This is a genomic window from Chamaesiphon sp. OTE_75_metabat_556, from assembly GCF_031378165.1.
In the GTDB taxonomy this organism is placed as follows: domain Bacteria; phylum Cyanobacteriota; class Cyanobacteriia; order Cyanobacteriales; family Chamaesiphonaceae; genus Chamaesiphon.
In genome coordinates this window covers 1-13,843 of the sequence record NZ_JANNDR010000375.1, presented here as the reverse complement: position 1 = coordinate 13,843, position 13,843 = coordinate 1, and the positions used below count along the sequence as shown (strand labels likewise).

Sequence of the window (13,843 nt, the reverse complement as noted above, 5' to 3'; positions counted from 1 at the left end):
ATGTTACCAGCGGCGACCATGGCGGCAAGTGCGTCTAACTGACCGGTGCTCAGGTATTGACCTTGAGCGTCTGCTTGGGCGACTACTTTGGAGAATCCGTCTAACATATTATTTAATCCTGTTTGCGTTTAATAGTTTCGATTTCAAACTTATCGGCATGGTGTGAAGTCAATGACTTAACATACCTTAATTAATTTGGGAAAACTCTCGTATTAATATGAGAGGCTAACTAGTTTTTACTAGTTGCGATCGAGTTTTTTTAGCGATTAGCTTTGTCTATTCATCTAAATTTATACAATGTTATGTGAATTCTTTGCTGTTTCTCTTCATCTTTGTCACAAACGTTAATAATCCACCACTGCCTAGCTCCTACCTCGGACAATAGGTATCATAGTTACACCACTTTTGCGCTGTGAGCACAAAAAAAAATCGCTTAAATGTCTCCCTCGATCCGATCGAGCGAGAGAAGTTGGAAAAACTGGCTGCAGATTCTGGGCTATCGCTCTCGCGGACGATCGCCCAATTGATCCGCAAAGCTAAAAGTAAGCCTAAGGATGACGATCTCAACAACACATAAAAAACCCAGCTTCCAAGTAGAAGCTGGGTCGATCAAGTCTTTCGCCACATCAATTTAACTACGAGCTAATAACTCCTGGCTTTGGGAGCGACCACTAATCTGTAGCTTGCGCTGTAATTGACGAGCTAAAGTGGCAAACACGGCGATCTGTGCGACTAATGTGGCCAAGATCGCGCCAGTGCTAACCTGGAACAAAGTCATTGGTGCAAACGGTGAAAATAATACGACGATCTCCAACAAGTCGCTGGGAACACGTGCCATCGATAAAACATAAGCGATGCCCAACGGTGAGATCGCGACAATACCGACAATACCGACGATCCACACATGCTGCTTTTTGACCTTGAGAAATAGCCCTAAATGAGCGATCGTGGCATAAATCAGTATCAAAGTAGCTGCAAGACAAACACCAGTCGCCAGTTTTAAGCCATAACCGGGCGCGCTCCATCCATTAAAGCTCATACTATTGCTGACTTTAGTCAATCCAAAGACTGCGGCAGGCAGCCAAACAGCCATTGCCATGCCAATATTAATCGCGATCGTTAGCAAGGCTGGACTTTTATCATTACTAATTAAATCTCGAACCAGGTCGCGTTGCCAAAACTTCCGCCCCCGATTGGTGTGTTCGCGACGATGGCGGCTCCAATCTTGTAGTGCTTGTTTGCTAGGCAACAACATGAAGATCGACAGTAACAACGCCATAAAATCGCCGATCGCCAATCCAGAAATCAGTTGCCGAGTGGTCAAATAATTAGCTGGCTGCGCAAAAATTAATGGCAGCGTAAATCCACCAACCCATAATTGTAAACAAAGATTGATGAAATAACTTTGCCGCTTACCGATCGCCGTGGCTGTGGGATTGAGATAGCGACGTTCCAACGCTTGCCATACCCAGTAGCTCGCGATTGCAAAACTGCAAGTGCTGAAGATATAAATCCAGACCGCACTGCTAGTAATGGGGAGTCCAAACCAAGAAATCCGATCGCTAGATTTACCTAGCCAGGATTCGTGATTTATCGTCCCTCCCAAATAGGCGTTGGTGACTAATAGGGGTACCCCCAGCGGGAACGCCATCGCAATGGTAGTGACAATTGCCTGTACGCCGCCAAGGAGCACGTATAAAACCGCTGTACTAGCAAATAACCACCAAGTAGCACAGATCGTCAGATACCAACTTACCAGTAATGCGGGGCTGGCACTGAGGCTCAATCCGAAGCCTAGATGGAGCGGCAACATCAGCGCAGCAGCCAAGTAGACCAAAATTGGTATGCCCAAGACTTTGCCGATAAAGATGGTTGGTGCTGATTGGGGACTGAGGCGAATAAAATTGAGCGTACCGCGCTTTTCTTCCCGCACCAAATCCGCCACCAATGTATAAACCGCTCCCAAAATCAGTCCGAAGGATAGAATCCAGCTCAGGGAGTTAAAAATATCCGAACGCCAAATTTGCCAGTTGACCTTAAAATTGCCATTACCATCTAGCTGACACAGAGCAGTGTAGCCATCATTTGATGAAAAGCTGCAATACTTGCTGTACGTATTTTCATTTACTTTGAATCGACGCTCTGCTGTGGGTCGATCGATACTGTTAGAACGCTCGATCGAGACAACATCCGGCACCGCGACAGGAATCTGACCGCTAAAATACAAAAATGTCAATACCTGGACTAGTAAACTTGCGACGATCGCAATCCCCAGATTGCGCAGGGTCAAGCGTTCTTTGAGTTCGCGAAATAGTTGGGGGTTGGTGTCCCCGACTCGATCGACTATTTTACCTAAATTCATATGCCTACCTTACTTTACTGGTTAGCTGACCGAGCAACTGGCGATGTTAATTAGACCGAATTATTAGCTGTCAATCCTTTGCTTTGGGATTGTCCGCTCTGTTGTAATTTCCGCTGCAACTGGCGTGTCAAAAAGGCGAAGCAACCCAACTGAGTGAGGAATGCTGCGAAAATTGCACTCATTGATAGTTGCGGGATGCCGATCGATGCCAGCGGTGAAAATACTAGTAACATCGCCGATAGTCCCGTAGGGGTGTGACTGGGTGATAAGACGAATGCGCCCACTATCGGCAGGAACATTGCCCCGCCAACGCTACCAATAATCCACGTTTTACGTTGCTTGAAATTGAAAAATAGGGCTAAATGAGCGATCGCGGCATAGATGCCAATCAGACTGGCAGCGATGCAGATCCTGGCTACGAACTGCGCCCGATCGAAAGCAATAGACAGTGGCAGCCACAGCACTAGTGCCATGCCTAGATTAATGGCAACTGCCAGGAGCGCAGGACTTTTGTCGTTACCAATTAGATCTTTAACTAATTCTCGTTGCCAGAATTTCCGCTGGTGATGGGTGACGCGTTCGCGCCGATACCGACTCCAATCTTGCAATGCTTGTTTGGAAGGCAGCAGTGTGGGAATTAATAACAGTAGCACCACAAAATCGATCGGAGCCAACCAAATGGCAGCAATTACTCGGTTGTAAATGTAGCCGCTGCTGTTCGATAGAATCGCCGGTACTGCGAATCCCGCAATCCAGATGTGCCAGCAAAGATTGAGGCGATAACTTTGAAATTTACCAATGATTGTGGCCGTAGGAGCGAGATAGCGACGTTCGAGAGCCTGCCATATCCAGTAACTTGCGACTAAACAGGTGCCAATTTCAAAGGTGTAAAACCACAGTGCGTTGCCAACAATTGGCAATCCAAACCAACAGAGTGAATCAAAGCCGAATACATCGCCATCTCGCTCGATCGATCGAGTGACGACTGTATTAATGGCCATTAAGGGCATCCACAGCGGGTACCCAATGGCGATCGCGCTTAAGATTGCTTGTACGCCACCGAGAAGAACATATAAAACCGTAGCACTAGCCAATAGAAAAGCTAGTGCTCCAATCGCCAGATCCCAACTCAGGAGTAAAATAATGTTCCCACCAGCATTCATACCAGCAATAAAATGTAGCGGTAAGATTGCCCCGATCGCTAAATAAATCAGGCTGGGTACGCCAATAATCTTACCGCTAAAAATTGTCTGTGCCGATTGCGGACTCAGGCGAATAAAATTCAGCGTACCGCGCTTTTCTTCGCGGACTAAATCGGCAACTAAAGTATAAACCGATCCCAAAATTAGTCCGAATGGCAAAATCCAAGATAAACAGCTAAAAATATCTAGCCACCATTTTTGCCAGTTAATATCGAAGCCTCCATTCGCACTGAGGCGACAGAAGCCTTCATCATAGCTACTAGCAGGTGGAACCACACAATAATTACTATGAACTGCGAGTTTCTCGGCTGATAAACCCTCGTAAGCAGGAATGGGAATCTGGCCGTTAAAATACAGTAAGACTAATCCTTGGACGATCGCGGCACAGACGAGTGCCAGAGTAATATTTCGCGGCGTCAGACGTTCTTTGAGTTCTCGAAATACTTGCGGGTTGGAGTTACCCACTTTGTCGATGATATTAGTTAATTTTGGCATAAATTTTAGTGAGATGATTGCTGGGCGATCGAATATTACGTATATTTACATACCATTCATTTTTACTACCATCACAATTAAATTTTTATTAGTAAATTGACTCTTTAATTATCTAAATTGTTGCATATTCCTGTCTCTTTGCCGATCGGTTGATGACTAAGTTAAGAAGCTTGCTGATGTCCTAATTTCAAGAAGATTGTTTCCAAATCTTCCTGAGTACATTGGAAATTGGTAATTGGAAGTTGGGCGTGAATGAGAGATCGTAATAAATCCGCCGCATCCTCTTCTGTACCCGAAAATCCCACTCTGATTTGATTGGTACCTGCTAAGATTTCAATATCGGTAGCTAGGGAATTACATTTAAGCTCTCGCTTGAGTACTTCAGGATCGCCTAATGTCGTTATCAAAATTTGTTGGCGGCTCAAACGTTGATAGAGATCTTGTAATCGACAACTCTCAACCAAAAATCCCAACTCCATAATTCCTACCGAGGTACAGAGTTCGGCTAAGTCACTCAAGACGTGGGACGAGATCAAAATCGTCATCCCTGCTTCTTGCAACGTCTTGATAATCTGCCGAAACTGCATCCGCGCGATCGGATCTAGCCCTGACACTGGTTCGTCTAAAAGTAATAAAATTGGCTCGTGAATAATCGTCCGCGCCAAACTCAATCGCTGTTTCATCCCCCGCGAGAGGGTAGCGATTTTACTATTGCGCTTGGTACTCAGTTGCACCAATTCTAGGACATCGTACAGCCGTCGCTGCCGCCGTTCGGCGGTAAGTTTGTATAGTCGGGCAAAATAATCGAGATAATCCCACACTGTCAAATCGTCATACAACGGGAAATCATCAGGCAGATAGCCCAATACCCGCTTGAGATTGGCATTACTACGATCGCGCAATAACCTTTCGCCATTAATATAGATCTCGCCAATGGTTGGCTCCTCAGCGGTGGCTAGCATCCGCATCAAGGTGGTCTTACCCGCACCGTTAGGGCCAATCAACCCGTAAACTTCTCCGGCCTCTACGGCCAAATCTACCCCATTGACGGCAATCTGTCGATCGAATTGTTTGGTGAGATCTTCTGTCCGAATCGCTAGTTCTGTTGCCATATTAGGTCGTCGATCGCGGTGGGATTGTTTCGATTGTAACTACTCAAACTGGAATCGTCTCGCTCAAGCTAAAAATTCCAGTTCTTCTTCATACAGTCTGCCCACCAATGATTCCAGAAATATCGATCGATCGCCAAGATTGACATGAGGGGCTAATTTCGATTCCCTACCTTGTCTCCGTGCTCGCTCCGCGATCTTGAATGGCATGGATAATTGCCACATTAGCCGCCGGAAATTGGTAATTATTCAAATCGCTCGCCTTTACCCACCGCACTTCTTCAGATTCGAGCGGCTGGGGAATACCACTGATATGCTGACAATGATGGACGATCGCCGTGAGTTGGAAGTTAGGATAAGTATGGTTGATCGAAATCAGATGCGCCCCGACAGTAATTTCGATCGCCAATTCTTCCCGAATCTCTCTGATAATACATTCGGCAACCGTTTCACCAGGTTCGATTTTCCCGCCTGGAAACTCCCACAGTCCCCCCATTGTGCCACTAGCTTTACGTCGATCGATTAAAATCTGCCCAGATTGATTCCAGATGACAGCGACACCAATTTGTTTATGCGGCAGTTCTAAATTCACAATTATATTGCGTTTGTGACTTCAGCTCTTGTGGGGATTGATACAGCAGCACCCCTACGAGTCACGCAGATTGCGGCTGCCTGAGTTGCAGTTATTAAAGCTTGCTCTAGCTCTGTACCTTGCGATATCTCAGCAACGAAGTATCCTATAAAAGTATCTCCTGCTGCCGTTGTATCAACCACCTCAACTTCTTTAGCCGGAATTTTAATCAGTTCTGTTTTGTCTCGACACATAACGCCATGTTCGCCAAGTGTGAGAATTACTGTACAGTCTGGCAGTTTTTTTGCAAGATCGTCAACGATCGTCTGTGGATCCCGATGGTTGGTAAGTCCTTCGCCTTCAGTTTCATTCAAAATGAGAATGTCTATTTTGTCGAGTGGAAGATTACGGATTTCCGAATCAAATGGAGCAGGGTTAAGGACAATTCGTAGTCCTTTCTTGTAGCTTTTCTCTATAATCTCGGATACTGCATTAATTTCATTCTGCAACAGGATAATATCCCCTGACTTTGTTTGGGCTAAGACATCATCAATTTCTGAAGATTGGATTGACTGGTTCGCGCCACCGAAAAGCAAAATGCAATTTTCTCTCTGACCCTCAGATAATACTTGAATAATGGCATGTCCAGTTGGAATTTTATCTTCAATCTCTATATTTGAGGTATCTACGCCAGCTTTGTCTAAATCTTTTCGCAGCCATTCGCCATCAGTTCCAATCTTACCAGCGTGAAGAACTTCAGCTCCAGCTCTTGCAATCGCAACAGATTGATTAAGTCCTTTTCCCCCAGCAAATGTCTGATAGCTGTGGGAAGCTAGCGTTTCACCCGGTTGAACAAAATGGGGGACACTATAAACATGGTCAATATTGATCGATCCAAAGTTAATTATTTTCATTCATTTTTCTCAGAGCGATATAACTACATATTATGCTGCACTTTGCCCGACAACATCCCTACAGAGGATACTTTGTCGCAGATCTGCGGTATAAATCCAGCTTACGGAGGTATTATCAAGCACTAATGATAAGCTCAGCAGTTTTTCGTAAGTGTCAAAGTGTGCTACGAAAATTAAAGATCGGAGAGGAAGTAGTGGGTTAGAGTAGAGGGTAAACCGTCCGCTGTGCGGAATCGCCATCAGAGATCTCAAATCGGTTCTATATAATTTTAGGGCAAAATTCCCCTTTCCCCAAGGGAGACGATCCCTCACCATCTATCCATAAAAAAAGCCCGCCGGAGCGGACTTTTCAATCTCTATGAAGCAAGATATTCGCCGATATCTGCTTTGCGTTTGCGGAGCTTGGCAATGGCTTCACGCTCGATTTGCCGGACGCGTTCGCGGCTGATATTGAGCAAGTCACCAATCTTCGCCAAGGTCAGCGGTTGAGTATCCTTTAACCCAAACCGCAGTGTGAGAACTTGTTGCTGTTGCGGTGTCAATTCCGACATCATCCGCTCCAAGTCCAATTGCAAGGATGAGTTGGTAACGTATTCCTCTGGCGATATTCCTGGATCTTCAAGCAGATCGCCTAGTTCGGTATCTTGATTGTCACCGACCCGTAGATCGAGCGATAATGGTTGACGTGCGCGCTCTAGGTACTCTCGAACCTGCTTAGAAGATAGCTCTAGTTCGGCGGCTAATTCATTAATTGTCGCTGCTCGTCCGAATTGTTGCGCCAAAGCACGTTGAGCTTTTTTGATCTTGTTGAGTTTTTCGGTGATGTGGATCGGTAAGCGAATCGCACGCGCTTTCTCCGCGATCGCGCGGGTAATTGCTTGGCGAATCCACCAATAAGCATAGGTCGAAAACCGATAACCCTTACTGGGATCGAATTTTTCAACACCGCGTTGCATCCCAATCGTCCCTTCTTGAATTAGATCGAGCAGATCGATGTTGCGCTTGATGTATTTTTTGGCTACAGATACCACCAGCCGGAGATTGGCCTCGACCATCCGGCGTTTGGCGTTTTCACCCGCTGAGACAGTCTTGTGCAGATGGAGTTCGTCGATATTGGCAGCAGTTGCCCATTCCGTTAAACTTGGTTCGCGACCGAGTTCTTCGATGAGAGTATTCTTGACTGCCATCAGGATCGTCAACTGCTGTACCTGTTTACCATACAGGATTTCCTGTTCGTGCGTGAGCAGGGGCACGCGCCCAATTTCACGGAGGTAGGTACGGACAGTATCAGTTGATGCTTGAGCAGTTTTCATGACTCTGGCTAAAATGTAGGGGGAATTTAGATGCAAAATCTCGATTGCAGGGGAGTCTTGCTAATTGACAGTCGGCGATCGCAGCCCGATCGCTGTAGTGTTAGTAAGTCTCAGTTGAAGTTGGTTCTCAAGTTTAAGTTTACTTATCTCTCTAATAATCTTAACATTTCTATACACAGATTGATCGAGTTTTTCAATCCTCAGCCAATTAGCTGACAGTATACAATCCAAGTGTAATTGGGCTTTGGCGGTTCGGTCTTCACCCCCCACTCGTTACCAATAACCGTCCTCATCGACATGGCTTCACTCTCATCATAATTAAGGTTTGTTTACAAGACGGCGATCTACAGCACATTTTGGAGATATTTAAGTTCGATGCAGACAATTTGGTTGATTCGTCACGCACATCGGTTGGACTTTATCGAGCCAGCCTGGTTTGAAACGGCAATTTATCCGTACGATCCGCCGCTGTCAAGCCAAGGATTCGATCGGGCAATGCATTTGGCTCAAGCATTTGCGAGCATACCAATCGATCGAGTGTTGACTTCTCCCTTCTTACGGACGATTCAAACCGGATCTCCATTGGCAACGTTACTGCAGTTGCCGATCCGATTAGAGTGGGGGTTGTGTGAGTGGCTGTGCCAAGACTGGACCCCAGCATTACCAAAAACAACACCGATTGATCAACTGATGCGAAATTACCCAAATATTGATGTGGATTATCAATCCCTAGTTATGCCCTGCTACCCTGAAACTTTGGAGGAACTAGATATACGTTTGAATAATATAGCACAAAAACTGATTCATCACAATTGCGATCATTTGTTGGCGATCGCGCATAAAGGTTCTGTCTTGGGAATCGTAGCGGCGTTGACTGGTGAGGCTGGTTGGCGCAACTACGATTTACCATGCGGTGGGATGATTAAATTAACGCGCGATCGGGATCGCTGGCACTCAAGTCTCATCGAGGGGTAAGCCGTGACGCATTGCCGAGAGTCGCGCTTGGGCTTTGGGGTCGAGCGAATTGAATAAGAATCGTCCGGCAGATTGTTTTTGGGGGCGGTGCCGCCGTTTCGATCGTTTGGCACTAAAATCGACATCAGCGATCAGTTGTAACGATGAGATCCACTCAGCCCCAAATCCAATTGCGGTCATCTGTTGGGCGCGATCGGATGTCGCGACAATCAGCCTTGATGCGGAGTATTGGAGATCGTGACGAAAGGCCGCACAGAACTTCTCAATATATGTATCGGCAGTTTCGAGAAAGTCACTGTAATGAATCGATAAATTTGGGGTAATTATTTCACAGTAGGCTGGCGCATCTCGACTATAGGCGTCGAATACGACTTTAGTTTGGTAGTCTTCATAGGCACTATAGTTAATCAGTGCTTCGACCAGTTTTTCGCGTGCGGCTTCTAATTCAGCTCTCGACCCCGATTGTAGCGGATTTTGTTTGGTCTGTCTGTCATGTAAGTCTGTCCAGGCTCCAATCACGTTGTAGCCGTCAACGAGCAATACAGCTTGTTTTCGTGAGGGAGGCATGGTTCAAATCAGTTGACAGTTGATAGTTGCAGCTCGCGCCCTGAAGGAAACCTCCAGGTTGAGCGAGAAAAGACAGATAGTTGACAACAAGATGTAGTAGCAGCACCACCAAAATCTTTGTTGAATGACAGTCTTCTTAATAAATTTTTATATTCGCTCTCCCAATGTTAACAAGTTGTGGGATAAGTGGCTAGGGGGACAAGGGGGTAGTGGGGTGACGGACAGTCCAAATTTCCACTCTAAATTTCAATCTTTCCCATCAATCGCTGCCGAATTCTTTGGGGATCGCCACTATCGGCTACTTGTCCACATTCGATCGAGAACGCACCATCGCAATAGTCCAATTCTTCGAGTCGATGCGTGACCCAGAGCGCAGTTAAGCCGCGACTTTTGACGAGGTCGCGGACGCGGGCGACCAGATCTAATTGTGCATCAGGGTCGAGCAGGGCTGTCGGCTCGTCAAATAAGATGACCTCGATTTGTCTGGCGATCGCGCCTGCGATCGCCACCCGCTGCTTTTGACCGCCACTGAGGGCATAAATGGGGCGACGGATTAACTCGCCCAGATTGACTGCATCTAAAGCTTCGACCACCCGATGATGCACTCGACTGGCAGTCAGTCGTTCGGCAACCAGTCCAAACGCGACGTCGGCACCAACTGTCGGCATCACCAACTGACAATCGGGATTTTGGAAGACAATGCCCAACCCGCCCTGAATCTCGATCGTCCCAGATTGGGGTGCTAGTAGCCCCGCAATTAACTGCAACAAGGTTGATTTACCGCTGCCATTGGTACCCAATAGCATCCAAAACTCACCGCGCGGCACGGAGAGAGAACAACGATCAAGTACGGTTTTACCAGACTGCCAGGCAAAGGAGAGATCTTTGACTTCGATGGCTGGTGAGGGGAATGATTCGGTCATAGCGGGGGGCGGGGGGCGAGGGGCGAGGGGCTACGCCAACGGTAGGTCTCCCAGAAACTTAACGCACGATCGGCGCATCTAAAATAACGGGGAGTCGATCGAAAAGGCGGAAATTAAGCTCCTGCAAAGGCGACAAACCCTGGTGTTTTACCAGAAGCTGCCGCACCGGATTTTTCGTACATTTGGGCGGCGACGATCGAATCGGTCATCACCGCAATTTTCTTTTCTGGCTGGCGATCGCAGGTCAATTCTAGCAAGGTGCGGTCACCGGATTTCGCTGCTGCTAAAACTTGTTGGTAAACGGTATCCGCTTCTTCGACAGTCTTCCGTTGCACTGACATGGGCATAGCCGTATTTTTGAGCAGGATTTCGATGACGTACATAATCTAATCAGAAATTGAGGGTAGGGATTCTCATTGTAAGCCGATCGCTAATTTCGTGGCTAGTGGCGGGTCAGATTCGGTCGGTCTGGATGCACCAACTGGCAAAATCTCGAAGCTAACAGATTTTCTGATGAAGATCGAGATCGTCACTCACTCTCGTTTGAGGACAAATTCATCGAACTTAATCGCACCAGTCAGTGGCGTGCGAGTATCAAAGCGGTAGCTACTGACGGTGCCAGTTTTCGTATCGAGAATGCTAAAGGCAGTGATATCGTTGCTAGCAAGGTATGGTTGAGGATTGCCGAGATCGTCAGTCAGTGGAGCGATCGATGGGACGATCGGCGTCAAACCGTTGGGGTTGTCAGTGGCAGCGTAGTTTTTCAGATCGCCTGTCGGCACATTACGCCGTTTGTCACCCACGTAAGCACCGTAGGAGTTCCCGACATTAGAAGACTCCAAAAAATGCATCCCTGCTGAGTTGACAAACCGGTTCCAAATGTGGGTATGCCCATAATAGACCAATTGCACTTTGGCAGCAGTTAACAGCGGCACCACATCCCGAATCAGGAAATCATCCTGACGGGGATAGGTGTATTCGATCGAGGTAATCGCGCCAGGATTGCGCTGCTGAATCTTTTGAATCGGATCGGTATAAGCGGGTACCACATTTTCCCCCAGCGAATGGGGCGGATGGTGGAACATGACAACTTTGTATTTTGCTTGCTGAAATTCTGGACTGTGGAGTTCCCGCTCTAACCAGTTATATTGCAAACTACCTTTAGCAATCGGGACAAAGATGTGTTGTCCGTAACCCCAGTTAGCAGGTCGATCGAAGTCAGTCTGGCGTTCGCGGTATTTACCTCTGGCGTCTGCATCCAAACTGGGCGTGCGCCAAATATTAGTAACGTGTAGGACAATGAGTCGAATATCTCCAAAGCTAACCGCATAGTATTGTTTACCGCCAGGACTCGTCTGGGGTAGGGAAAAAATTTCTTCGTAAGTGTCGGTATTAAAAGAATTATCCTTCAGCCAGGACGATCGAGCATTCGCGAACGAGGGCGGGAGTTTAACCGCGTGTTCGCGAGGAATCGCATCTTCAAACTGATAATTCAGGGATTGATCGCCATCGAATCGTCCCATCACCTCATGATTGCCGATTGCCGGAAATATTGGCGCGTGCTGAATCAACTCCCCACCTTTGTATAGAGTCTCAATCCCCGACTGCTTCAGCTTGTAACTACCACGCCCTTGAAGTGCCGGAAAAAAAGCCCCACCGCGCCGATCGTCAAACCATTCCGACGCCCGATCGGCAATGTTCGTCAAATCCCCTGCCATGAATACGGCATCTACCCGTCCCAAAGTCTCTGCTACTTTTTGCAGATTGGCAGTTACCATCGGCATTAGTTGGTGGTCGGACGTGAGTAAGATTTTTAGTGGTTTACCTGTTGTCGGATTAGCCGTCAGACTAAATGTTTTGCTCGTGATGTGTGCGCCATCTACGGTAACACTCGTCACCCGATAAGGCACCCTTAGATTGGGTAATAATCGAGAGATCGTCGCTTCATGTCGCCAGATCGGGCGACTTCGAGTTTGGGGATATATCTGCCCATCTGCGACTTGAGTGCCAACACGAGATCGGGCGTCTTCACGAGTGCGACTGAGTTGAGTGGTAGTAGCGATCTCCGTTTGAGCCAATTCTCGACCATAGCTGACAGTATGTTTAACGCCAGCAAACTCAGTAAACCAAACTACATTCACCGAATTAGCACCCGGCAATTGCAAAAACGGATCGGTCAGTAATGTCGGGATGGCAGTCATAGACCAATACACTTGGATGATTAACCAAATTATTGCTAAAATACAACTCACAAATGCCGCTTGCCTTAACCGGATCGGTCGCTTGAATGGCTTACTCATAATTAATGATTAGATGCGACGATCGTCAATACCAAGAAGCTTACTCCAACTTGTGTGTCTATTATTAGGAAGCTCGATCGAATTTAGGCGATCGAGGTCGTAACCGATCTTCACTGGTGTCGTTGGCGATCTTCTTGCTGTCATGGCTTGGTTTGAAGCGATTGGTTTGAAATGATATGTTGCAATTTAATGGCGATCGCCAATTTTCCACCTCGCTCGGATACTTATGAGTATTTATACTTATCTACCTCCGTCAAAGAATATGGCAGAGGTGCGATCTCTCGAGAGAATGTTAAATTTTGTCGAAGAAAAGGTAAAGATTTTACCCATATCGGCACAATTCCATTAGACTAGGTAAAGAAACGTAAACTGATTTCATAAATCAGTTGACTCATAACGTGTTGATTTTTGCATCCATGTTGCTCAAATCGATCGCGTCAAACAATGTCCTTATAATATCTGGAGTTTTACTGCACCATGACTATTGCAGTTGGCAACCAGCAAGCCGAAAGAGGCATCTTTGATGTCTTAGACGACTGGTTAAAAAAAGACCGGTTCGTATTCGTCGGCTGGTCTGGTATCTTACTATTTCCTTGCGCTTTCCTAGCCCTCGGTGGCTGGATGACTGGTACCACGTTCGTTACTTCTTGGTACAGTCATGGTTTGGCTTCTAGCTACCTCGAAGGTTGCAACTTCCTTACCGCCGCTCTTTCTACTCCTCCTAATAGCGTGGGTCACTCCTTAATGCTGTTGTGGGGACCTGAAGCTCAAGGTGACTTCACTCGCTGGTGTCAACTTGGCGGTCTGTGGGCATTTGTAGCTCTTCATGGCGCATTTGGTCTGATCGGATTTATGTTACGTCAATTTGAGATCGCTCGTCTAGTCGGGATTCGTCCTTACAACGCACTGGCTTTCTCCGGTCCGATTGCCGTGTTCGTTAGCGTCTTCCTAATTTACCCACTGGGTCAATCTGGCTGGTTCTTCGCACCTTCATTTGGCGTAGCTGCAATCTTCCGTTTTATCTTATTCCTCCAAGGTTTCCATAACTGGACGCTCAACCCCTTCCACATGATGGGTGTTGCGGGGATTCTCGGCGGTGCGCTCCTGTGTGC

General features: G+C 47.0%; 12 protein-coding genes and 1 pseudogene. 3 read left to right on the top strand and 10 right to left on the bottom strand.

Translation table 11 applies throughout. The features are described from left to right. Window positions 1-412 precede the first annotated feature (412 nt). Window positions 413-577 carry a hypothetical protein gene (locus tag RMO27_RS15125; RefSeq protein WP_309733955.1) on the top strand — a complete coding sequence of 55 codons (165 nt, stop codon included), beginning with the start codon at window positions 413-415 and terminating at the stop codon, window positions 575-577. Between the two features lie 54 nt (window positions 578-631). On the opposite strand, the gene RMO27_RS15120 is transcribed toward RMO27_RS15125, so the two are convergent. From RMO27_RS15120 to RMO27_RS15095, 6 genes are all read right to left on the bottom strand, one after another. After that, window positions 632-2,362 (bottom strand): hypothetical protein, encoded by a 1,731-nt coding sequence (locus RMO27_RS15120; RefSeq protein ID WP_309733953.1) that lies wholly within the window; start codon window positions 2,360-2,362, stop codon window positions 632-634. A 50-nt stretch (window positions 2,363-2,412) separates the two neighbouring features. Then, window positions 2,413-4,059, bottom strand: a complete 1,647-nt coding sequence (locus RMO27_RS15115) for a hypothetical protein (protein WP_309733951.1) — start codon at window positions 4,057-4,059, stop codon at window positions 2,413-2,415. Window positions 4,060-4,220: 161 nt separating this feature from the next. After that, window positions 4,221-5,171: an ABC transporter ATP-binding protein gene (locus tag RMO27_RS15110; RefSeq protein ID WP_309733949.1), complete on the bottom strand. Its 951-nt coding sequence runs from the start codon at window positions 5,169-5,171 to the stop codon at window positions 4,221-4,223. 166 nt (window positions 5,172-5,337) lie between these two features. After that, window positions 5,338-5,760, bottom strand: a complete 423-nt coding sequence (mutT, locus tag RMO27_RS15105) for an 8-oxo-dGTP diphosphatase MutT (protein WP_309733943.1) — start codon at window positions 5,758-5,760, stop codon at window positions 5,338-5,340. A gap of 2 nt (window positions 5,761-5,762) precedes the next feature. Beyond that, a complete protein-coding gene (locus RMO27_RS15100) occupies window positions 5,763-6,653 on the bottom strand; it encodes a ribokinase (RefSeq protein WP_309733941.1) in 891 nt (296 codons plus the stop codon). A gap of 356 nt (window positions 6,654-7,009) precedes the next feature. Next, window positions 7,010-7,966 (bottom strand): RNA polymerase sigma factor, RpoD/SigA family, encoded by a 957-nt coding sequence (locus tag RMO27_RS15095; RefSeq protein WP_309733938.1) that lies wholly within the window; start codon window positions 7,964-7,966, stop codon window positions 7,010-7,012. Between the two features lie 375 nt (window positions 7,967-8,341). On the opposite strand from RMO27_RS15095, the gene RMO27_RS15090 reads away from it, so the two are divergent. After that, window positions 8,342-8,941 carry a histidine phosphatase family protein gene (locus RMO27_RS15090; protein ID WP_309733937.1) on the top strand — a complete coding sequence of 200 codons (600 nt, stop codon included), beginning with the start codon at window positions 8,342-8,344 and terminating at the stop codon, window positions 8,939-8,941. Here the strand turns inward: RMO27_RS15090 and RMO27_RS15085 are convergent. From RMO27_RS15085 to RMO27_RS15070, 4 genes are all read right to left on the bottom strand, one after another. Continuing rightward, entirely contained in the window at window positions 8,921-9,508 is a 588-nt protein-coding gene (locus RMO27_RS15085) for an NYN domain-containing protein (protein WP_309733934.1), read from the bottom strand. The genes RMO27_RS15090 and RMO27_RS15085 overlap by 21 nt on opposite strands. 239 nt (window positions 9,509-9,747) lie before the next feature. Further along, window positions 9,748-10,431 (bottom strand): ABC transporter ATP-binding protein, encoded by a 684-nt coding sequence (locus RMO27_RS15080; protein WP_309733931.1) that lies wholly within the window; start codon window positions 10,429-10,431, stop codon window positions 9,748-9,750. 113 nt (window positions 10,432-10,544) lie between these two features. Further along, window positions 10,545-10,814, bottom strand: a complete 270-nt coding sequence (locus RMO27_RS15075) for a hypothetical protein (RefSeq protein ID WP_309733927.1) — start codon at window positions 10,812-10,814, stop codon at window positions 10,545-10,547. 150 nt (window positions 10,815-10,964) lie between these two features. After that, window positions 10,965-12,731, bottom strand: a complete 1,767-nt coding sequence (locus tag RMO27_RS15070; RefSeq protein ID WP_309733925.1) for a metallophosphoesterase — start codon at window positions 12,729-12,731, stop codon at window positions 10,965-10,967. A gap of 477 nt (window positions 12,732-13,208) precedes the next feature. Here RMO27_RS15070 and RMO27_RS15065 point away from each other — a divergent pair. Next, window positions 13,209-13,843: pseudogene (locus tag RMO27_RS15065) on the top strand (photosystem II D2 protein (photosystem q(a) protein)); the annotation flags it as partial.

Bases quoted from the DNA above. Each gene is read 5' to 3' on its own strand.
- RMO27_RS15120 (WP_309733953.1), bottom strand. From the start codon at position 2,362: ATGAATTTAGGTAAAATAGTCGATCGAGTCGGGGACACCAACCCCCAA.
- RMO27_RS15115 (WP_309733951.1), bottom strand. From the start codon at position 4,059: ATGCCAAAATTAACTAATATCATCGACAAAGTGGGTAACTCCAACCCG.
- RMO27_RS15110 (WP_309733949.1), bottom strand. From the start codon at position 5,171: ATGGCAACAGAACTAGCGATTCGGACAGAAGATCTCACCAAACAATTC.
- RMO27_RS15100 (WP_309733941.1), bottom strand. From the start codon at position 6,653: ATGAAAATAATTAACTTTGGATCGATCAATATTGACCATGTTTATAGT.
- RMO27_RS15095 (WP_309733938.1), bottom strand. From the start codon at position 7,966: ATGAAAACTGCTCAAGCATCAACTGATACTGTCCGTACCTACCTCCGT.
- RMO27_RS15090 (WP_309733937.1), top strand. From the start codon at position 8,342: ATGCAGACAATTTGGTTGATTCGTCACGCACATCGGTTGGACTTTATC.
- RMO27_RS15085 (WP_309733934.1), bottom strand. From the start codon at position 9,508: ATGCCTCCCTCACGAAAACAAGCTGTATTGCTCGTTGACGGCTACAAC.
- RMO27_RS15080 (WP_309733931.1), bottom strand. From the start codon at position 10,431: ATGACCGAATCATTCCCCTCACCAGCCATCGAAGTCAAAGATCTCTCC.
- RMO27_RS15075 (WP_309733927.1), bottom strand. From the start codon at position 10,814: ATGTACGTCATCGAAATCCTGCTCAAAAATACGGCTATGCCCATGTCA.
- RMO27_RS15070 (WP_309733925.1), bottom strand. From the start codon at position 12,731: ATGAGTAAGCCATTCAAGCGACCGATCCGGTTAAGGCAAGCGGCATTT.